The sequence below is a fragment of the Limnohabitans sp. 63ED37-2 genome (genome assembly GCF_001412535.1).
GTDB lineage: Bacteria > Pseudomonadota > Gammaproteobacteria > Burkholderiales > Burkholderiaceae_C > Limnohabitans_A.
On record NZ_CP011774.1, the window covers coordinates 2,368,180 to 2,388,078 of the forward strand.

16 protein-coding genes are annotated in these 19,899 nt (G+C 59.4%); all 16 read right to left on the reverse strand.

The annotated features are described in order from the left end of the window. Positions 1-58: 58 nt before the first annotated feature. The gene (locus tag L63ED372_RS11060; protein WP_062406007.1) at positions 59-397 is read right to left on the reverse strand and encodes a hypothetical protein; all 339 of its coding nucleotides are present in this window, start codon (positions 395-397) and stop codon (positions 59-61) included. Between the two features lie 15 nt (positions 398-412). Beyond that, positions 413-1,582, reverse strand: a complete 1,170-nt coding sequence (locus L63ED372_RS11065) for a formate dehydrogenase subunit gamma (protein WP_062407977.1) — start codon at positions 1,580-1,582, stop codon at positions 413-415. A 17-nt stretch (positions 1,583-1,599) separates the two neighbouring features. Continuing rightward, a complete protein-coding gene (locus L63ED372_RS11070; RefSeq protein WP_442915107.1) occupies positions 1,600-1,824 on the reverse strand; it encodes a hypothetical protein in 225 nt (74 codons plus the stop codon). Positions 1,825-1,826: 2 nt separating this feature from the next. After that, positions 1,827-2,426 carry a formate dehydrogenase FDH3 subunit beta gene (gene fdh3B / locus L63ED372_RS11075; RefSeq protein ID WP_062406009.1) on the reverse strand — a complete coding sequence of 200 codons (600 nt, stop codon included), beginning with the start codon at positions 2,424-2,426 and terminating at the stop codon, positions 1,827-1,829. A gap of 18 nt (positions 2,427-2,444) precedes the next feature. Then, entirely contained in the window at positions 2,445-5,405 is a 2,961-nt protein-coding gene (locus L63ED372_RS11080) for a formate dehydrogenase subunit alpha (RefSeq protein ID WP_062406010.1), read from the reverse strand. A gap of 43 nt (positions 5,406-5,448) precedes the next feature. Beyond that, a complete protein-coding gene (locus L63ED372_RS11085; RefSeq protein WP_062406011.1) occupies positions 5,449-5,655 on the reverse strand; it encodes a hypothetical protein in 207 nt (68 codons plus the stop codon). 228 nt (positions 5,656-5,883) lie between these two features. Then, positions 5,884-7,845, reverse strand: a complete 1,962-nt coding sequence (locus tag L63ED372_RS11090; RefSeq protein ID WP_062406012.1) for a TRAP transporter large permease — start codon at positions 7,843-7,845, stop codon at positions 5,884-5,886. After that, complete coding sequence (locus L63ED372_RS11095) at positions 7,842-8,465, reverse strand: TRAP transporter small permease subunit (protein WP_062406013.1); 624 nt, start codon at positions 8,463-8,465, stop codon at positions 7,842-7,844. The genes L63ED372_RS11090 and L63ED372_RS11095 overlap by 4 nt, the downstream gene beginning before the upstream one ends. Positions 8,466-8,536: 71 nt before the next feature. Beyond that, positions 8,537-9,577, reverse strand: coding sequence for a TRAP transporter substrate-binding protein (locus L63ED372_RS11100; RefSeq protein WP_197275367.1), 1,041 nt, complete (start codon positions 9,575-9,577; stop codon positions 8,537-8,539). Between the two features lie 218 nt (positions 9,578-9,795). Then, positions 9,796-10,422 carry a TorD/DmsD family molecular chaperone gene (locus L63ED372_RS11105; protein ID WP_062407979.1) on the reverse strand — a complete coding sequence of 209 codons (627 nt, stop codon included), beginning with the start codon at positions 10,420-10,422 and terminating at the stop codon, positions 9,796-9,798. A gap of 9 nt (positions 10,423-10,431) precedes the next feature. Beyond that, a complete protein-coding gene (locus L63ED372_RS11110; protein WP_231624485.1) occupies positions 10,432-12,582 on the reverse strand; it encodes a 4Fe-4S dicluster domain-containing protein in 2,151 nt (716 codons plus the stop codon). Beyond that, positions 12,509-13,240 (reverse strand): DUF3306 domain-containing protein, encoded by a 732-nt coding sequence (locus L63ED372_RS11115; RefSeq protein WP_062406016.1) that lies wholly within the window; start codon positions 13,238-13,240, stop codon positions 12,509-12,511. Before L63ED372_RS11115 ends, L63ED372_RS11110 begins: the two co-directional genes overlap by 74 nt. Continuing rightward, complete coding sequence (locus L63ED372_RS11120) at positions 13,237-13,794, reverse strand: DUF3305 domain-containing protein (protein ID WP_062406017.1); 558 nt, start codon at positions 13,792-13,794, stop codon at positions 13,237-13,239. Before L63ED372_RS11120 ends, L63ED372_RS11115 begins: the two co-directional genes overlap by 4 nt. Positions 13,795-13,827: 33 nt before the next feature. Then, positions 13,828-15,318, reverse strand: a complete 1,491-nt coding sequence (locus tag L63ED372_RS11125; RefSeq protein ID WP_156343621.1) for a sensor histidine kinase — start codon at positions 15,316-15,318, stop codon at positions 13,828-13,830. 82 nt (positions 15,319-15,400) lie between these two features. Continuing rightward, on the reverse strand, positions 15,401-18,193 hold the full coding sequence (fdhF, locus tag L63ED372_RS11130; RefSeq protein ID WP_062406019.1) for a formate dehydrogenase subunit alpha: 2,793 nt from the start codon (positions 18,191-18,193) through the stop codon (positions 15,401-15,403). Then, a complete protein-coding gene (locus tag L63ED372_RS11135) occupies positions 18,190-19,899 on the reverse strand; it encodes an NADH-ubiquinone oxidoreductase-F iron-sulfur binding region domain-containing protein (RefSeq protein ID WP_062406020.1) in 1,710 nt (569 codons plus the stop codon). The genes fdhF and L63ED372_RS11135 overlap by 4 nt, the downstream gene beginning before the upstream one ends.

Here is a 19,899-nt window from a genome sequence, read left to right on the forward strand (position 1 = left end):
ACGTAAAAATCCCCCGCCGTTGCCGACGGGGGATTTTGCAGTGGGGTGCAAAAAAGGATCAGCCTTTTTTGGCAGGTGCGGCCGCAGGCTTGGCGCCCGCAGCGGCAGGCGCTGCAGCCGGGGCTGCTGCTGTTTCTGCGGGCTTGTAAGCACCCGGGTCTACACAGGCGGGCGTAGCCGTAGGTGCAGCTTTGCCTTTGCCATTGGTTTTGTAATAGTGCGCCGCCACTTTTTCGCGTGACTTGCACAGCTGGAAGTCGGCAACTTTGTTGCCATGCGCGGTTTTGGCCGCAGCCTCAGCCGCTTTAGCCTTCGCCTCTTCGCTGAGGGGTGGCAATTTGGCGGCAGCACCGAAGCTGATGGCCAATGCAGACAAAACAAGCAGGTATTTTTTCATGAGAGTTCTCCAGGCTCAGGCCGAAGCGGTGGAAGCGTTCGAGTTGGCGGGGGTGTTCGAGGCAGCAGAACGGTGAGCCGGAATCTTGCCAGCCTTGACATCGTCGTACCACAACTCATGGTGCTCTTTGGCCCATGTTTCATCCACATAGCCGGTGCGCATGGCTTTGTAGGCACCGCGCATGCCCAATGTGCCCATGTAAATGTGCCCAATGAACATGGCCATCATGAACAAACTGGCCACACCGTGGATCATGTTGGCGATCTGCATGGTGGACCGCTCATAGATCAGGCCGGGGATGAGCATGTTCAGCACTAAGCCAGAGGCGACCACGATGACACCCAGGAACAAAACACCGGCCCAGAACACCACTTTTTCACCGGCATTGAACCGGTGCGAAGGCACTTCGGTGCCAGAGAACAAGCCGCCGCCTTTGAGGATCCAGACCATGTCGTCTTTGCTGGGCAGGTTGTCTTTGACGAAGGTGATGAACACAATCACCAGTGACACCGCGAACAAGGGTCCTGCAAAGTTGTGGATGTTCTTCAAGGCAAATGTGAGCCAACCGAAAAGGTTGTCACCCAGAATCGGCAACAAGAAATATTTGCCGTAAGCAATCACGATGCCCGAAATGGCCAAGGCACAAAAAGCGATCGCATTGGCCCAATGAGCGGAACGCTCAAATGGGGTAAAGCGCTCGATCTTGCGGCCCGTTTCCTGGCCATGCAACTCGATCGTGCCTTTGCTGAAATAAAACAAAGCCATTGCACCGACAGCGATCAACAACAAAGCAGCCCCGTAAGGGATGATGATGTTGTTGCGCACCTGACGCCAGGACTCGCCTGCCGAAGCCAAGCGCGAGCCAGGGTACTGCACAAAAGGCTGAATCAGGTTGCCAGCTTCAGGCGCTTGGCTTTTAGGCAAGCTGGTGAAACCCGTCGCGCCCTGACCCACAGAGCGCCACATGGGCGCGTTGTTGCCCGGCTGGACCTGGCCACGCTCGGCATTGGTCTGGTCTTTGTATTTCGGATCGGCGTCGGCACCCGGCGCGATCTGAAAGATGTTGGCGCTTTTCACGCCCAGGCTGGTCTCAGCCGGTGCGGGCGCAGCGGCAGGAGCCTGCGTCTGGGCAGCAACGCCCCACGCAGCCAAAGCCAGCCCGATCGTCAGTAAGAAGCGACGCATGAACTTCTCCTTGTTGCTCACTTGGGAGCGCGGGCGTGGTCGTTTTGACCGTATTGTGCTCGGGCTTTGAGGTGGTTGGCCCAACCAGCCTGGTCACCGGCTTTCCAACCTGGATCGGTAAAGACCGCCACACCGGTGCCTGCGACCGCGGGTTTGTCAGAGCCAACTCCGGCTTTGTCTTGACGCGTTTCGCCGCAAGCGGCCAGCAAAAACAGGCTGCTCAAAATGATGGCTGCTTTCATGCTCATGCTCCCTTGGCTTGGTTGCCGTAAGCCGTTCCCCAGCCCCAAACTTCGGCACCTTTGCCACGCTGGACCACACGGCCACGCAGAATGTCGGCCACCACGTCGCCGTCACCGGCCAGCAGTGCCTTGGTGGAGCACATCTCGGCGCAGGCGGGCAATTTGCCTTCGGCCAGGCGGTTGCGACCGTATTTCTCAAACTCAGCCTGGCTGCCATGCTCTTCAGGTCCACCGGCACAGAAAGTGCACTTGTCCATCTTGCCGCGCAGACCAAAGGCGCCGCTGGATGGGAACTGTGGGGCACCAAACGGGCAGGCATACGAGCAATAGCCGCAACCAATGCAAATGTCCTTGTCGTGCAACACAACGCCTTCGTCGGTTTTGTAGAAGCAGTTGACCGGGCAAACGGCCATGCAAGGGGCATCCGAGCAGTGCATGCAGGCCACCGAGATGGATTTTTCGCCCGGGACGCCGTCATTCAAAGTGACCACACGGCGGCGGTTCACACCCCACGGGACTTCGTGTTCGTTTTTGCAAGCGGTCACGCAACCGTTGCACTCGATGCAACGCTCTGCGTCGCAAATAAATTTCATTCGTGCCATCGTTTTCTCCTGGAGCGCTTAGGCTTTTTCGATGTTGCAGATGGTGGTCTTGGTCTCTTGCATCATGGTGACGCTGTCATAACCATAGGTGGTGGCCGTGTTGACAGCCTCGCCGCGCACGATGGGCGCAGCACCCTTGGGGTAATGCGGCAACATGTCAACACCTTGCCAACGACCCGAGAAGTGGAAAGGCAGAAACACGGTATCGGGCGCAACACGCTCGGTCACCATGGCCTGCACATTGATGCGTGCACCTGTGGGTGAGGTCACCCATGCACGCTCGCCGTTCCGGATGCCACGCTCGGCAGCAGACTTGGGGTTGATCTCGACAAACATCTCCTGCTGCAATTCAGCAAGCCATGGGTTAGAGCGGGTTTCTTCACCACCGCCCTCGTACTCGACCAAACGACCCGAGGTCATGATGAGCGGGAACTTCTCATGCAGCTTGTCGGCGATGTTTTTGTCTTGAACCGTCTTGTACAAGGTGGGCAAACGCCAGAAGGCTTTACGGTCGTCGTGCGTGGGGTACTTCGCCATCATGTCCGGACGGGTACCATACAGAGGCTCGCGGTGCTGAGGGATAGGGTCTGGGAAGTTCCAGACCACCGCACGCGCCTTGGCATTGCCAAAAGGATGGCAACCGTGGCCTTTCATGAACACACGGATCATGCCGCCCGATGAGTCGGTCTTCCAATTCTTGCCTTCGGCCTTGGCCTTTTCTGCCTCGGTCAGCTCATCCCACCAGCCCAGTTTCTTGAGCAGGATGTGGTCGAGTTCGGGGTAACCGGTGGTGATGTCAGCACCGAGCGAATGCGAACCGTCTTCGGCCAACAGACTCTTGCCATCACGCTCCACACCAAAGTTGGCGCGGAAGTTACCGCCGCCGTCCATGACGTGCTTGGAGGTGTCATACAAGTTGGGCGAACCGGGGTGCTTGAGTTCAGGGGTGCCATAGCAAGGCCATGGCAAGCCGAAATAGTCACCGGTGAAGTCGTAACCGGTTTCTTTGTCTTTACCACCTTTGGCCTTCAAGGTCTTCACATCGAACACATGCATGTTCTTCATGTGGGCCTTCAAGCGCTCTGGGCTTTGGCCGGTGTAGCCAATGGTCCAAACGCTCTTGTTGATTTCGCGCAAGATGTCCTCGGGCATGGGCTCATCCATGCCGCCGACTTTTTGCATTTTGTAGTTCTTGACCAACTCGGCACCAAAGCCCAATTTTTGCGCCAATTGGTACATGATCATGTGGTCAGAACGGCTCTCCCACAAAGGCTCAATGACCTTCTCGCGCCACTGAATGGAGCGGTTGGACGCGGTGCAGGAACCCGAGGTTTCAAACTGCGTGCAAGCAGGCAGCAAATACACAGCACGGTTGGGGTTCAGGTCTTCGGCCTTGCCGGGCATGGCCGCCATCGACGCGGTGGCCGATGGATAGGGGTCCACCACCACCAACAAGTCGAGCTTGTCCATGGCCCGCTTCATGTCCAAGCCGCGGGTTTGCGAGTTGGGGGCATGGCCCCAATAAAACACACCACGCAGGTTGCTGTCTTGGTCAATCAGCTCGTTGTTCTCGAGCACACCGTCGATCCAGCGCGACACGGTAATGCCGTTTTTTCCCATCATGGCAGGGCTGGCAAACTGCTTTTTGATCCACTCGAAGTCCACACCCCAAGCGTTGGCAAAGTGTTTCCAAGAGCCTTCGGCCAAGCCGTAGTAACCGGGCAGTGAATCGGGGTTGGGACCCACATCGGTTGCGCCTTGCACGTTGTCGTGGCCACGGAAGATGTTGGTGCCACCGCCGGTCTTGCCCACATTGCCCAAGGCCAATTGCAAGAGGCAAGAGGCACGGACGATGGCGTTACCAATCGTGTGCTGCGTCTGGCCCATGCACCAGACGATGGTGCCGGGGTTGTTCTCGTGCAGCATTTTGGCGATCTTGAAGACCTGGTCTTCTTTGACCCCGCACGCTTCTTCGACCTTGTCAGGCGTCCACTTGGCCATGACTTCGGCTTTGATCGCGTCCATGCCAAAGACACGGTCGTTGATGTATTTTTTGTCTTCCCAGCCGTTCTTGAAGATGTGGTACATCAAACCGAACAAGAAAGGAATGTCCGTGCCCGAGCGGATGCGCACGTACTCATCGGCCTTGGCCGCTGTGCGGGTGAAGCGGGGGTCGACCACAATCATCTTGCAGCCGTTTTCCTTGGCGTGCAGCATGTGCAACATCGACACGGGGTGGGCTTCGGCCGCATTGGAGCCAATGTACAAAGCGACCTTGCTGTTTTGCATGTCGTTGTACGAGTTGGTCATCGCGCCGTAACCCCAGGTGTTGGCGACACCAGCCACCGTGGTGGAGTGGCAAATACGCGCTTGGTGGTCACAGTTATTACTGCCCCAGAAACTCATGAACTTGCGCAGCAAATAGGCTTGCTCGTTGTTGCTTTTAGACGAGCCCACCACATAAATACTGTCCGGGCCACTCGCCTTGCGCAGCTCCAGCATCTTGGCGCTGATCTCGTTCAAGGCTGTATCCCAGCTGATGCGCTCGTATTTGCCGTTGACCAATTTCATGGGGTAGCGCAAACGGTACTCACCATGGCCGTGCTCGCGCAAAGCAGCGCCTTTGGCGCAATGGGCACCCAAGTTGATGGGGGAATCAAACACGGGCTCTTGACGAACCCAAACCCCGTTTTCGACCACCGCATCAACCGCACAGCCTACCGAGCAGTGGGTGCAAACAGTGCGCTTGACTTCGACCTTGCCAGCACCCACGATGGATGTGCCTTTGCCCGCGTGGGCCTTTTGCACCAAGGTGAGCTGCGATGCAGCCAATCCGACACCCACACCCAAACCCGAGCGGCGCAGAAAACTGCGGCGATCCATGGTGGGCAAAGCCTGCGACAGACCACGGCGCAGGCTGTGGACGAAAGCAGATGAAGCAGCACCTGATGTGCTGGAAGTTTTTTTGGTCAGCAACATGGAGGACTCCAGTTGAGTTGAACAGGAAAGAAAAAAGAAAAACTCAGACGCGGGTGGTCTTGTAGTACTGCTGAACGTGTTCGCTCAGGGTGTAACCACCGCCGCGTGTGGGCTTTGGCAAAGCCTTGGCCACGGGCGCGGCTGGCTTCACGACACCGGGCAAAACGGCTGTGGCTGCTGCCACAGCACCCACGGTGGCAGCCCCTGAGAACAGGGTGCGGCGCGACAGAGAGGAAGTTTTAGATGGCATCAAAGACTCCTGAAAATGGGCGGGCTGATGAGTCAGCAGAATTTTTGGCCTAGGCAAAAAGATGCATAGGCGATCTTACTGTCTGCCCAGCAGGCTTGTCATGAAAAAAACCCTTAGTTCAAATCATTTACGTCAAGCAGGTGACAGCCAAAACCCGCAAAGGTCGAAAAAAGCGCCCACGCACACACGCCATTTGGGCATTGTGTTAGCGGGCGCACGGTGGATTGCTTATTTGTAAAGAACTTCAGGCAACCACATGCCGATGGCCGGGAACATGTAGAGCAGCACAATCGCAAAAACTTGGATCGCCATGAAAGGCAACATGCCTGCGAAGATCTGGTTGAGCGTGACGTGTGGAGGGCTCACGCCCTTCAGGTAGAACGCGGCCATGGCCACGGGAGGGCTCAGGAATGCGGTCTGCAGGTTCAAGGCCACCAACAAGCCGAAGAACAGCGGATCGATGCCAAAGTGAGGCAGCAAAGGAATGAAGATCGGCATGAAAATCACGATGATCTCGGTCCACTCCAAAGGCCAACCCAACAAGAAAATGACCACTTGCGCCAAGATCATGAACTGCACAGGTGTCAGGTCCATGCCCAGCACCCAACTGTTGATGATCTCCTGGCCGCCCAACAGCGCAAACGCCGCCGAGAAGATGCTCGAGCCCACAAACAACCAGCACACCATGGCGCTGGTTTTGGCCGTCAGGTACACCGACTCGCGCAGGACCACGTAGTTGAGCCTGCGGTAAGCCGCCGCCAGCAACAAGCCGCCCAGCGAACCCATGGCCGCTGCCTCGGTCGGTGTGGCCAGGCCAAACACGATGGTGCCGAGCACGGCCAAAATCATGAGGGCCAGCGGGAAGAACGAACCCAGCAGCATCTTGAAGATTTCAAGTCGTGCAAAACTGAAGTAAGCGTAGAAGATGGCCAAGGCCACCGCGCAACTGGCCAAACCGATCCAAAAAGACAGGGGCGCATCTTGACGTTCTGCAGCAGCCGACTCGGCATCAGCCGTCACTGCCGCAGCAGCGGGAGCTGGTGTCGCCTCTTTGGGCGCTTGTGCAGTGGACACGGCCTCTGAGGCGGCAGACACCGCTTCTGTACCAGGCGGAAGCTGCAAGCCATCGGCCTCAGGCTCAGACAAACCACTGATGCTTTCGCCTTCTTCAGCCGTTTCCACGGAGTCCGACAATTCACCGCCCATGGCCACAACACCCTCGACCGTTTCGACCGGCAGTGGTGCAGTGACCTTGAAATAGATCGTGCCCATGATCGCGGCCACAGCCAAAAGCGGCAGCAAGGCAATCACCAGGTGGTTGAGTAACTCGCGCATGGGCACTGCTGCATTGCGCTTGCCTTTGATCGCACCGATCAGGCCAGGCAACACAGTGTTGCTGATGTCTTTGGACACCACTTGCGCAAAAGCAGGCAAAGGCACAATGCGGTCTTCGGCCGACATGGGCGGTGCCATGTGCGGCTTCCATTTGGCGATGATCACCACGTAGAGTACATACAAAGTGGCCAACATGATGCCGGGGAAGAAGGCACCGGCGTAGAGCTTGACGACCGACACGCCGGCCGTTGCGCCGTAAACGATCAACATGACCGAAGGCGGAATCAAAATGCCCAAGCAACCACCCGCGGTGATCGCACCCGCGGACAACTGAACGCTGTAACCGGCTCGCAGCATGGCGGGCAGCGCCAGCAAGCCCATGAGTGTCACCACCGCGCCCACGATGCCGGTGGCCGTGGCAAAAATGGCGCAGGTCACGATGGTGGCCACGGCCAAAGAGCCCGGCAAACGGGCCATGGCCAGGTGCATGCTCTTGAACAGTTTTTCGATCAGGTTGGCGCGTTCAATCAAGTAGCCCATGAACACGAACAAAGGAATCGAGATCAGCACGTCGTTGGACATGACCGAATAAGCACGCTGAACCATCAGGTCCAGAGTTTGCTGGACCGCCAAATCGGGGTTTTGACTCTTGTAGGCAATCCACGCGAAGATCATGCCCATGCCCATCAAAGTGAAAGCGGTTGGGAAACCCAACATGATCGCCACCACCACCAGCGCCAACATCAACAGGCCCAGATGGCCGTTGGTCATCTCCGAGGGCGTGGGCAACAAAACAAAGGCCGACAACACGACCAAGGCCATGATCGTCAAACCAAACCAGACTTCTTTTTTCATTTTTGTGTTCCCTTCACAGTCGCCAACTCGCCCAATTTGGCAATGTCTTCGTCTTTCACGTTGACCATTTCCTTGAGTTTTTCGACGTCCACTTCGTCCACGTCATCGCCACGCTTGGGCCACTCGCCTTGCTTGATGCAGACAATGCAGCGCACGATTTCAACCAGACCCTGGGCCAACAAAAAGGCACCTGCCAAAGGCAAAATGGTTTTGAAGGGGTACACCGGGGGACCGTTGGCCGTGATGTTGGAGTGTTCATTGATGGCCCACGACTCGGCCGCAAAGCCGTAACCCGCGTAAGCCAAAGCCACCACCCCTGGAATGAAAAACACAATGTAAAGAATCAGGTCTAACCAAGCCTGCAGGCGTGGCGGGAAAAAACCATACAGCACATCGCCGCGCACATGACCGTTCTTGGACAGGGTGTAGGCACCCGCCATCATGAACAAAGTGCCATACATCATGCTCATCACATCAAAAGCCCACGGGTGGGGGTTGTCCATCACATAACGTGAAAAGACCTCCCAAGAGATCAGTAGGGTCAACGCCACGATCAGCCAGGAAAAAAACTGGCCAATCCAAGTGCTGACTTTGTCAATGAAGAGCAAGAGGTTTTGCATAAGGGATCACATAAGTAAATCAGCCATCCGGTGGTGCCGGATGGCTGATGGGGTGGCTCAGCTGAAAAAAATCAGGCCTTTTTGGCGCCGAAGAAGTGGTTCACAGCCATGCGACGGCTGATGTTGGTGTCCTGGTCCCACTTGACTGCGCGCTGAGCGAAAGCGCGTTGAGAGGCCACAATTTCCTTGAACAAAGGATTTTCTGCGGACTTCTTTTCAACGATTTCAGTCCAGATTTTCAGCTGGTCTTGCAAAATCGCGTCAGGTGTTTTGTAGAACTTGACCTTGTCCTTGGTTTGCAACTCGATGTAGTCCTTCGAGTAACGGTCAATGGCCTTCCAAGACATGTCTGCCGAAGCCGCCTCAGTGGCAATCGCGATGACCGACTTCATCTTGGCGGGCAAGGCGTCGTACTTGGTCTTGTTGAACATGATCTCGAAGGTCTCGGCGCTCTGGTGGTAGCTTTGCAGCATGCAGACCTTGGAGACATCGGGGAAGCCCAAGATGCGGTCAGAGGTGGCGTTGTTGAATTCGGCACCATCGAGCAAGCCGCGGTCCATCGCTGGCACAATTTCGCCGCCTGGCAAGGCGTTCACGGCAGCACCCATGGCGGTGAACAAATCGATGGCCAAACCGTTGGTGCGGAACTTCAAGCCTTTGAAATCAGAGGACTTGGTGATGGGCTTTTTGAACCAGCCCAGGGGCTGAGTGGACATCGGACCGTACAGGAACGATTGCACGTTGCCGCCAATCGAGGCGTACAACTTGGCCAACAGCTCAGCACCACCGCCGTACTTGTGCCAGGCCAAAATCATGTTGGCATCCATGCCGAAAGCCGGGCCAGAATTCCACAGGGCCAAGGCATTTTGCTTGCCGTAGTGGTAACCCAACACTCCGTGACCACCGTCCAAAGTACCTTTGGACACGGCTTCCAGCAAACCAAACGCAGGCACCACGGCGCCAGCGGGCAACACCTCGATCTTCAAATCGCCACCGGTCATGTCGTTGACCTTCTTGGCGTAGTCCAAGGCGTATTCGTGGAAGATGTCCTTGGCGGGCCAAGTGCTCTGCCAGCGCATGGAGATCGGGCCGGTTTGAGCCTTGGCGATCATGGGCGCGGAAATGGCACCAGCGGCAACAGCTGCGCCCTTGAGAAGATTGCGACGGCGTGGGGTTTGGTTGTCTGACAAGGTAGTCTCCAATCGTTGTTGAACTTTCAAGCGTAAAAAATTACCGCTCAGTTCACATTATGGGCTCCCCCTCAACTTTGCCCCTAAGTACAAACCCGAATGGGTCTTGTCATTTTTTTCAAGCGCTAGCGCAAAATAATTCAATTCACCAAGTCAAAGCCTTGGGCCTCGACGCCCATGAAGGCGGCTGTGAAATCGGCCACGCGGGCATAGAAAGCGGCTTGTGGATGGGCCTGGATGGCCTGGCACATGCGGGTCACCCAAGGCTGTACATGCTGGCTGAAAAAAGCCATTTGCTGGGTGAGGTTGGACACGGTCACATCGTCCCCGGCAATCAGGTAGCGCATGACCTCGAACACGTAGGCCACATGGTCTTCCGTGTCTGACATGCCCTCGCCTTTGCCCAAGCCCAAGGTCGCCAGATCGTCGCGCAGTTTGACCAGCGGTTTTTCATTCAAAAAGCCACTGAGGTAATGCGAGCCATACAGGTAAACCTCAGGCTTACCGACGCCGCCAAACAGACGGTTGTATTCGGCCGCCACCTGCGCGTGGTTCAGGCTGCGAGCGCTGGCCACCAGCTCACGCCAAGGCTCTTCCAGAAAGCCTCCGGCATCGGGGGCCTCGGTCACGGCCACCTGCAATTGGCCCAGCAAGTCGACTGAAGGCGCGGCATAGAGCAGCTGCGAGAGCAGGCCATACAACTCGGCGCGGGCGGTTTCTTCGTCCAGCGCATGGCTGGAGGCACTCAGGTTCAGGTCTTGGCTCATGGCAACCATTCATCGGGTTTTGGGGGGCAGCGGGCCATCGGTGATGCGCACCTGGTTTTCGTCGGTGAACATGTCGATGACGCGGCAGTCACCGCACATTTTCAGGCGCTCAAGGGCCGGGCCTTGGAACATGCTGTGGCCCGTCAGCCGTCCCAACATGGTCTCGATGGCCTTGAGCGTGCCAAAGGGTTTGGCGCAGCGGATGCAGGCATAAGGTGGGCTGCTGTGCACCACCCTTGGCTGAGCGCGCTCAGGCATCAAAGACAAACGCGGCTGAAGCGTGATGGCGGTTTCGGGGCAGGTTTTGGCACACAGGCCGCACTGCACACAATTTTTCTCGACAAACTTCAGCTCGGGTTGAAGCGGGTTGTCTTGCAGTGCCGAAGAGGGGCAAGCGCCCACGCAGCTCATGCACAGCGTGCACTTGCTGCCGTCCACGGTGATGCTGCCCAGGGGCGAACCTGCCGCGGGCAAATCGAGCGCCTTGGGACGAGTGGCCTCATCCATGGCCATGACGGTAGACTGAGCCATCAGGTGGTCGATGACCAGCTCCAGGTTGCTGCGTTTTTCGGCCTGCACCGCGTGGCGGGCTGCGACCGCCGGGCCTGTGGGCAGGCTGGCGACCTTAAGACTGCGGGCACACAAGCGCTGCAAATCGCCGTCCAGAGCGCTGGCGGTTTTGGCCTCGATCAGCTGGAAATGCGCGCCGGTGTAGCCCAGGCCATTCAGCAGACTTTGGGCCACAGCCATTTGCTCCATGAGCGCTGCGCGGTATTGCGGGGCCTCTTCTTGGGTAAGCAACACCATGACCTGGCGTGCGCCATAGGCCACGGCCGAGAGCCACAGCTCCATGCCCACACTTGCGGTGTGCCACAGCGCCACGGGTATCACGCGGGCGGGCACGCCCTGCATGACGCCCAGCTGCGCACCCCGACCCAGCTCGTCGATCAGGGCCTGACCTTTTTCTTGGCTGTGCAGCAGCAGCGCGGCATCGCGCCCACCCGCAGCCTGATAGGCCGACAGCAGTGCGCGGATCTTGGCGCCCTGCTCTGCCGGACGCGGGTAGGCGTAGGTGAGGGCCCCCGTGGGGCAAGCGGTGGTGCAGGCGCCGCAGCCCACACACAGGTTGGGGTTGACCACGATTTGCTGGCGGCTTTTGTCCGAGCGCACAGCCTCGGCCGAGCAGATGTCGATGCAGGCGCTGCAGCCCACTTGCTCGTTGCGGCTGTGGGCGCAGAGCTTTTGTTTGTATGCAAAAAAGCGGGGCTTTTCAAACTCACCCACCAACTCGCGCACCTTGAGCAAGGTGGACAGGTCTTGCCCGTCCCAGCGGAAATAGCCTTGCGGCAAGGCGTGTGAGGTGAACGTGGGCGAGGCTTGGTCGCCGCGCAGGTCCAGCACCACATCAAAGCGCTCGGTTTGTGGACGGGCGTCGCGGCTGAAGTCGATGGCCCCTGCGGCTTCGCACACCTTGACGCAGTCGCGGTGCGAAGTGCAACGCGACAGGTCCACTTGGTAATCGAGACCAATGGCCTGCTCAGGGCAGGCGGCCACACAGGCGTTGCAGCGGGTGCACAGGTCCAGGTCAATCGGGTTGCTGGCGTCCCAAGACACGTCGAACGCGCCCAACCAGCCCTTGAAGCCTTGCAAGCGACCGGCCAGCACCGGAAAACGCCGCTCTTGGCTGCCCCCGGCGTTACCGGGGCCTTGGGCAAAAATCGTGACCTGCATCGCATCGGCCAAAAAGCTGGCAGCGCGTTCGGCGGCATCGATCGCACCGATGATCAGCACACGGCCTTCGCTTTTGTAGGTGACCGTGGCCACCGGCTCGGGCTCAGGCAAACGGGCTGCCGCCAACAGGGCGGCCATTTTGGGTGTGGCGTGCGCGGCCTCACGGCCCCAGCCGCCGGTTTCGCGGATGTTGACAAAACGAATCGGCGAGATGGCGCCTTCGGTTTGCTCAGCCAGTTCACTGAACAAACGCTTTTCTTGGGTGCAGGCCACCACCACGGTCTCGCCGGTTTTCACGGCTTTTTGAAATTGGCCTGCCTCGCGGCGGCACAAGGTGGTGTGCAGCGTCAGGTCTTCACCCAGTGCTTGGCCCAGGGCTTGGGCTTGCAGGGGCATGGTTTGGTTGCAATTGCAAATCAGGGTGGTCATGTTCTGGGTGCGCGTTGACATGGGGCTGAAGCACGGGGCTGGCCGGTCCTGCCGAATCGGTCAGGGAAGTCGGCGACTGTGCCACAACTGGCGAGCCTTCCTGCGTTGCAGGACTTTGATCAGGGTTTCCACCGAGGTCGCTCGAAGCCCCCTGTGTGGTCGGCACGGCCCCTGCCGGGGTCGCCGTCTTGGCGGCGGCTTCATCGGGTTTGTCCAACAAACCCAGCAATTGCGCACCCACCATTTTCTCCAACATGCCCGCAGGCAGCGGGTCCGGGGTGTTGTAGTCGCCGATGTAAATGTCGAGCCCGTCCATCACGTTGAAATGCGGGTCGGTGAAGAGCTTTTTCATGGCCACATTGCGCACATCGGCTGTGACGCCAGGGCGCATGAAGGGCTGAAAGTCCGATTCAGGCGTCAAGGCACGGGCGTCGTCCAGGCTGGGCAAGGGCTGTGCGGGCGTCTCGCTGGACTGCGAATCGGCTTGAGCTGCGGCTTGCGATGGGGGCGAAGCTTTGGAGCGCTGCTGCAATTCGGAGGGTCCAGGCACGCCAGGCAACTCGGTCGGACTTGCTGGGGCAACCGGTTCGGCCACAGGCAAGCCCTTGGCCACGGCTTGTTTGCGCTGCGACCAGCGACTGAAAAAGTGCTCGCTCATGGGCCCTGCCTCCCACCTTTGCGTTTTTCAGTTGTGCTGACCGAGGCGGGCTGGCCAAAGCGGTCTGTCAAACCCTGAAAGCTTTGTGGGCGTTGACGGCGCTTGACTTCGGGCACATAAAACGCGTCGGTGAAGGCCTGCAACCGGGCCACCACTTCGGGTGACGCGGGCACGTTTTCCACCGTTTCCTGGGCATCGAGCCAGCGTCCGGCGTCGTGATAACTCAAGCTCAGGGCTTGGGGCACGGCCAGCTCCTCTTGGCCATCGCGCCCTTCTTGCAGTCGCCACATGACAAAGAAACTGGGCGTGGGGGAAGTGAGGTTGAGCCAATAGCCCTCGGCATCGTCGCTGAACAATTCCAGTGGCCAGCCGGGGTAGAGCCAAAGCACTTCGTCATCGGTTTGGCGCAGGCAGCGTGGGGCTTGGCCAAAACCCACCTCTTGCGGCACCACATCGGCCAGCACCCAACGGTGGGACTGCCAACGGGCCATGGCACCCAAGACGGCTTCGCGGCGCATCAACACCGCCATTTCAGACACGACATGAACAGACATTGCGTTCTTTCTTTCAGCGGGTGTTGTCCCGCATCAACCCAACATGGTTTCGCCCAGCAAGGGTAAACGCAAAGTGAAAACCGTACGGCGACCGGGCTCGGACTTGAAATTCAGGCGACCGCCGTGCACCTCCACAATCGAGCGGCTGAGCCACAGGCCCACCCCCATGCCTTGCGATTTGGAGGTTTTGAAAAGACTGAACACGTCGTCCGCACGCTCGGGCTCAATACCTGGGCCATTGTCTTCCACCTCCAAGACCATGAACTGTCCCACCGCATGCCCACGGATGTGCAACTCAGGATGGCGCAAGCCGGACGCTTTCAATGCATCGATGGCATTGTTGAGCAGGTTCAAAATCACTTGCTGCAGCTGGGTCGCATCACCCTGCAGGTGCAAGTTGGCTTCGAGTTTGACCGTGCAGACAATACCGGCACTCTTCATTTGTGACTGCACCAGATCGAGCACATCCTGAACCAGCTCATCGAGTTGCAAGACGGTGTACTCCCCGCGACTCATGCGGAACAGGTTGCGGAGTTTGCGGATGATGTCAGCGCCTCGTTGGGTGTCATGCACGATGGCCACCACCACTTTGTGGAGCACGTCCAAATCGGGCCTGGACTGATCTCGCTGGGCCTCCTCCAGTTTGGACTGCACCAATTCGGCGTGCAACAAGTTGGCCGTCAGCGGCTGGTTCAACTCGTGCGCAAAACTGGCCACCAAGGCCCCCATGCCCGCGCTCTTGTTGGACAGCGTCAACTGCCGGATGATTTCTTCGCGCTCGGTCAACAAAGCGCCCAAATCTTCGGAGTGCTGCAAAGCCATGGCGGCACGCTCTTGTTCACGCGCCAATTGCAACTGCATGGTGGTCTGGCTGCGATGGTCCTGGTCCACAAAGATCTGCATGAACCCCACACACAACATCATGATGGCCGTGAATTGACCGATGAACACCACGGCATGGTCCCAAGAGGCTTCGTACAAATCGTCGGCGCCGATGCCCGCCAGCATGGCCACGGTTTTGGTGCCCAAGGTGACCGACAAAATCAGGCCCGCCCACTTCAAGGAATTGGCGCCCTTCTTGTCGTGGGTCAGGACAAGGCGCTGGCCTGCAAAATAGTACTCCAGCGCGTTGAACGTGTAAAAAGCATAGAACACCAGCATGAGGGTGCTCTCGGCTGCGCCCGAAAAATGCAGGCCATGACTCAGCGCCAAAAAGGCCACATTGACGCCCAGCGAGGACCACATCCAAACGGGCGAAGCCGGTCCATTGAGCGAGCGCAAAGCCAGCTGGCGGCCCCAATTGCCCGCAGCCATCAAGAATTGGCCGGCCACCACCACCACATCGGTGCTGACCCAACCCCGGCTGCCCAGCACACACAAACCCAGGGCACTGAAGATGCCCGAAGCGCTCCACAAGACCACCACAGGGCTGCGAAAGCGGGCCAGGCCATACCAGATGGCGGCATGCAGCATCAGGTACAAAAACGCATCCATCCAGAAGATGGTTTGCACATTCCAATTCAAATCGGCCTCCTTGGCCTGATGTGCTAACCAGGGCCGGCTACACAAAGCACTAAGCAACCGTCTGGTCAGTCAAAACCAATGATTATGCTTTCTGCAATGGAGCGGCCTCAACGCGCACGGCACAAAATTTGAATTCAGGAATCTTGCCAAAGGGGTCCAACGCCGCATTGGTGAGCAAATTGGCTGCGGCCTCTTGGTATGCAAAGGGAATGAACACCGTACCCAGCGGGGTGCCATCGTCTTGGCGCAGCGGCAATACCACCTCTCCGCGCCGCGAAGCCATGCGCACCCACTGCCCAGCCTGCAAGCCCAAACGCTGCATTTCGCTGCCATGCATGGACGCGGTGGCCGCAGGCTCCAGCGCATCGAGCACGGTGGCACGGCGTGTCATGCTGCCCGTGTGCCAGTGCTCCAGTTGACGCCCAGTGATGAGCACCAAGGGGTACTCGGCATCGGGCTGCTCGTTGGCCGAGATCAGTCCCGCAGTGACCAAGCGCACACGGCCATCCTGGGTCGGGAATTGGTCGTGAAAGACGATGGGCTGACCCGGATCCTCGGCGCTCACACAGGGGTAAGTGATCGAGCCCGCATTGAGACGTGCCCAATCGATGCCACCAATCGCCGGGGCCATAGCTTGGCGCATTTCTTCGTACACCGCGGCCACGCCATCGTGATCACCCGCATAGGCCCAGCCGAGCCCCATGCGTTGGGCCAGTTGTTGGATGATCCACAAATCGGGTTTCGCATCACCCGGCGGCAACACGGCCTGGCGGCCCATTTGCACCGTGCGGTCGGTGTTGCTGACGGTGCCGGTTTTCTCGGGCCAGGCACTGGCGGGCAGCACCACATCGGCCAACCAAGCGGTCTCGGTCAAGAAGATGTCTTGCACCACCAGGTGCTGCAAACTGGCCAGCGCGTGGCGAGCATGGTTCAAATCCGGGTCACTCATGGCCGGGTTTTCGCCCATGATGTACATGCCTAGCACCTTGTGCGGGTCGCTGTCAGGCGCGAGGGCCTTGTGCATGATCTCGACCACGGTGTAGCCGGGTTGGTCGTCGAGTTTGGTGTCCCAAAATTTCTCAAACCAGTCGTGTGCCGACTTGTCGCTCACCCGCTGGTAGTTGGGGTACATCATCGGAATCAAGCCCGCATCACTCGCGCCTTGCACGTTGTTTTGGCCACGCAGCGGGTGCAGGCCTGTGCCGGGGCGGCCGATCTGCCCGGTGATGCTGGCCAGCGCAATCAGGCAGCGCACGTTGTCGGTGCCGTGCACATGCTGGCTCACGCCCATGCCCCACAAAATCATGGCGGCTTTGGCACTGGCATAAGCCCGCGCCACTTCGCGGATGGTGTCGGCCGCAATGCCGCAAATCGCGCTCATGGACTCGGGTGTGTAGCCCTGCACATGGGCCTTGAGCTCGGCCACGTTGTCAGCGCGATCACGCAAGAAGCTCTCGTCGCACAGGTGCTCGGTCACGATGACGTGCAGCATGGCGTTGAGCAGCGCCACATCGGTGTCGGCCTTGAACTGCAAGGTGCGCCAAGCGTGACGCCCGATGTCGGTGATGCGCGGGTCGGCCAGCACAATGCGTGTGCCGCGCTGGGCCGCGTTCTTCATCCAGGTGGCTGCCACAGGGTGATTGGCTGTCGGGTTGGAGCCGATCACGATGATGAGGTCGGCATGCTCGACATCGCGCACTGGGTTGCTGACTGCGCCCGAGCCCACGCCTTCGAGCAAGGCGGCCACACTCGACGCGTGGCACAGGCGGGTGCAATGGTCCACGTTGTTGCTGCCAAAGCCGGTACGCACGAGCTTTTGGAACAAATACGCTTCTTCGTTGCTGCCTTTGGCTGAGCCAAACCCGGCAAGCGATTTGGGGCCGTGTTGTTGGCGCAAGGTGTTGAGGGGCTGGGCCGCCAGATCGAGCGCTTCTTCCCAAGTGGCTTCGCGGAAGACTTCACGCCAGTCCGTGTGGCCATCGATCAGGCCCACATCCTTGGCCACGCCCGCCTTACGGATAAGGGGCCGGGTGATGCGGTCCGGGCTGTGGATGTAGTCCATGCCAAAGCGGCCCTTGACGCACAAGCGCCCTTGGTTGGCGGGGCCTTCGCGGCCCTTCACGCTGACGATTATTTCGTCTTTGACTTGGTAAGTGACCAAGCAACCCACGCCGCAAAACGGGCAGACAGAGTCGACTTCGCGGTCCACCTTTTGTGGGCCCATGTGGCTCTTGGGCATGAGCGCGCCTGTGGGGCAAGCCTGCACACATTCACCGCAGCCCACACACGAGCTGCCGCCCATCGGGTCGGCCAGGTCAAACACCACCTGGGTGTGTGCACCCCGGAAGGCCAGACCGATCACATCGTTGACCTGCAGGTCGCGGCAAGCGCGTTGGCAGCGGTTGCATTGGATGCAGGCGTCCAAGTTCACCGCCATGGCGGGGTGCGACAGGTCGGCAGGGACGGCATCGCGCTTGATCGCTGCCAGCGCCGGTCGTACCGTGACGCCGTGGTGCTCGGCCCATCGGCTCAGTTCGCCGTGTGGGGCTTCGGCGCGATCATCCAGCCACTTGTGCCCCTGCTCGGGCAAGTCGGCCAGCAGCATCTCCAGCACCATCTTCTGGCTTTTGACCGCGCGTTCGCTGTTCGTCTGCACCTGCATGCCGGGCGTGGCACTGCGGCAGCAGCTGGGGGCCAGGGTCCGCTCGCCCGCCACTTCGACCACGCAAGCACGGCAATTGCCGTCAGGTGCCAGGCCTTCCTTGTGGCACAGGTGCGGGATGGCGATGCCCAGCTCTTTGGCAATGTTGAAAATACTTTGACCTGCAGGCGCTTCGACGCTTTGGCCGTTGAGCGTGAATTGAACGGTACTCATGCCGCCCCCACTTCGTGCGGGAAATACTGCAAGACGCAGCGGATCGGGTTCGGCGCAGCCTGGCCCAGACCGCAAATCGACGCATCGCCCATGACTTGCGCGAGGTCTAACAACGTATCGGCATCCCAGACCTTGGCGGTCATGAGCTGCGCGGCTTTGTCGGTGCCCACACGGCAAGGCGTGCATTGGCCGCAGCTTTCGTGCGCAAAAAAGCGCATCACGTTCAGCGCCGCCTCGCGTGCGCTGTCGTGTTGGCTGAGCACCATCACAGCCGCCGAGCCAATGAAGCAGCCGTGCGGCTGAAGCGTGTCAAAGTCCAGCGGCACATCGGCCAGGCGCTCGGGCAAGATACCGCCGCTGGCTCCGCCGGGCAGGTAGGCATAGAGCGTGTGGCCATCGGCCATGCCGCCGCAGTATTCATCCACCAGTTCACGCAGCGTGATGCCTGCGGGCGCGAGCTTGACGCCCGGCTGCTTGACGCGCCCGCTCACACTGAAGCGGCGCAGGCCCTTTCGGTCATGGCGGCCGTGCGATGAAAAACTGTCCGCGCCTTGCTCGATCAGTTCGCGCACCCAAAACAGGGTCTCAAAATTGTGTTCCAGCGTCGGACGGCCAAACAGCCCGACCTCGGCGATGTAAGGCGGGCGCATGCGCGGCTCACCGCGTTTGCCTTCGATGCTTTGGATCATGGCCGACTCTTCGCCGCAGATGTAAGCGCCCGCGCCACGCCTCAGTTCAATGCGTGGCAAGGCGCAAGGCGGGTTGGCCTGCAAAGCGGCCAATTCTTGAGTCAACATCACACGGGCTTCGTGGTACTCGTCGCGCAGGTAGATGTAGACCGCTTCGCAGCCCACCACGCTGGCCGCGATCAACACGCCTTCCAGAAAACGGTGCGGGTCGGCTTCCAAACAGGTGCGGTCCTTGAAGGTGCCGGGCTCGCCCTCGTCGATGTTCACCGCCATCAGGCGCGGGCCGGGTTGGCTGCGCACGATGCGCCATTTGCGCCCGGCCGGAAAACCGGCACCGCCCAAACCCCTCAAGCCCGAAGACTCCAAGACCTGGATCACCGATTCGGCATCGCGCTGGCCCGAGGTCACTTGTTGTGCCAACTGGTAACCGCCGGTTTGCAGGTAAGCATCGAGCCGAATCGCATCGGGCAAGGCGTTGGGCGCGGTCTGGTCTTGGGCCACACACTGCGCCACCATTTCAACCGTCGCATGCGCCACGGCCTGCTGACCGACCTGAGCGGCCGGGGCCTGCTCGCAGCGGCCCAGACAGGGCACGGGCAGGACCTTCACGTCCAGCAAATCGTTATGCAATTGGCGCAGCAAGCTGTCACTGCCAGCCAGGCTGCAGCTCAAGCTGTCACACACCCGCACAGTGATGCGCGGTGCAGCTTCAGCGTCTTTCAAAATATCGAAGTGGTGGTAGAACGAAGCCACCTCAAACACCTCGACCACGGGCAGCCGCATCTCGGCGGCCAGCGCCACGATGTGGCGTTCGAACAGACCATAGAAGTGATCGTTCAGCACATGCAGGTGCTCGATCAGCAGGTCGCGGTGGTGGCCGTCTTGGGGCGGTAGGCCGATGAGGGTGCGCACCTCGGCACGGGCCTCATCCGAGACCTGGCGGCCTTTCAATTGGGAACGGGGCTGGCGCAGTTGCTGGCGAACCTGGTCCAAGCCAATGTAGGTAGCGTTCGCCAT

What these genes read in the sequence shown, in the direction of transcription:
- L63ED372_RS11100 (WP_197275367.1), bottom strand. Translation starts at nt 9,577, where the DNA reads ATGATCGCCAAGGCTCAAACCGGCCCGATCTCCATGCGCTGGCAGAGC.
- L63ED372_RS11080 (WP_062406010.1), bottom strand. Translation starts at nt 5,405, where the DNA reads ATGTTGCTGACCAAAAAAACTTCCAGCACATCAGGTGCTGCTTCATCT.
- L63ED372_RS11085 (WP_062406011.1), bottom strand. Translation starts at nt 5,655, where the DNA reads ATGCCATCTAAAACTTCCTCTCTGTCGCGCCGCACCCTGTTCTCAGGG.
- L63ED372_RS11110 (WP_231624485.1), bottom strand. Translation starts at nt 12,582, where the DNA reads ATGACCACCCTGATTTGCAATTGCAACCAAACCATGCCCCTGCAAGCC.
- L63ED372_RS11090 (WP_062406012.1), bottom strand. Translation starts at nt 7,845, where the DNA reads ATGAAAAAAGAAGTCTGGTTTGGTTTGACGATCATGGCCTTGGTCGTG.
- L63ED372_RS11115 (WP_062406016.1), bottom strand. Translation starts at nt 13,240, where the DNA reads ATGAGCGAGCACTTTTTCAGTCGCTGGTCGCAGCGCAAACAAGCCGTG.
- L63ED372_RS11120 (WP_062406017.1), bottom strand. Translation starts at nt 13,794, where the DNA reads ATGTCTGTTCATGTCGTGTCTGAAATGGCGGTGTTGATGCGCCGCGAA.
- L63ED372_RS11135 (WP_062406020.1), bottom strand. Translation starts at nt 19,899, where the DNA reads ATGGCGAACGCTACCTACATTGGCTTGGACCAGGTTCGCCAGCAACTG.
- L63ED372_RS11070 (WP_442915107.1), bottom strand. Translation starts at nt 1,824, where the DNA reads ATGAAAGCAGCCATCATTTTGAGCAGCCTGTTTTTGCTGGCCGCTTGC.
- fdh3B (WP_062406009.1), bottom strand. Translation starts at nt 2,426, where the DNA reads ATGGCACGAATGAAATTTATTTGCGACGCAGAGCGTTGCATCGAGTGC.
- L63ED372_RS11060 (WP_062406007.1), bottom strand. Translation starts at nt 397, where the DNA reads ATGAAAAAATACCTGCTTGTTTTGTCTGCATTGGCCATCAGCTTCGGT.
- L63ED372_RS11095 (WP_062406013.1), bottom strand. Translation starts at nt 8,465, where the DNA reads ATGCAAAACCTCTTGCTCTTCATTGACAAAGTCAGCACTTGGATTGGC.
- L63ED372_RS11105 (WP_062407979.1), bottom strand. Translation starts at nt 10,422, where the DNA reads ATGAGCCAAGACCTGAACCTGAGTGCCTCCAGCCATGCGCTGGACGAA.
- L63ED372_RS11065 (WP_062407977.1), bottom strand. Translation starts at nt 1,582, where the DNA reads ATGCGTCGCTTCTTACTGACGATCGGGCTGGCTTTGGCTGCGTGGGGC.
- fdhF (WP_062406019.1), bottom strand. Translation starts at nt 18,193, where the DNA reads ATGAGTACCGTTCAATTCACGCTCAACGGCCAAAGCGTCGAAGCGCCT.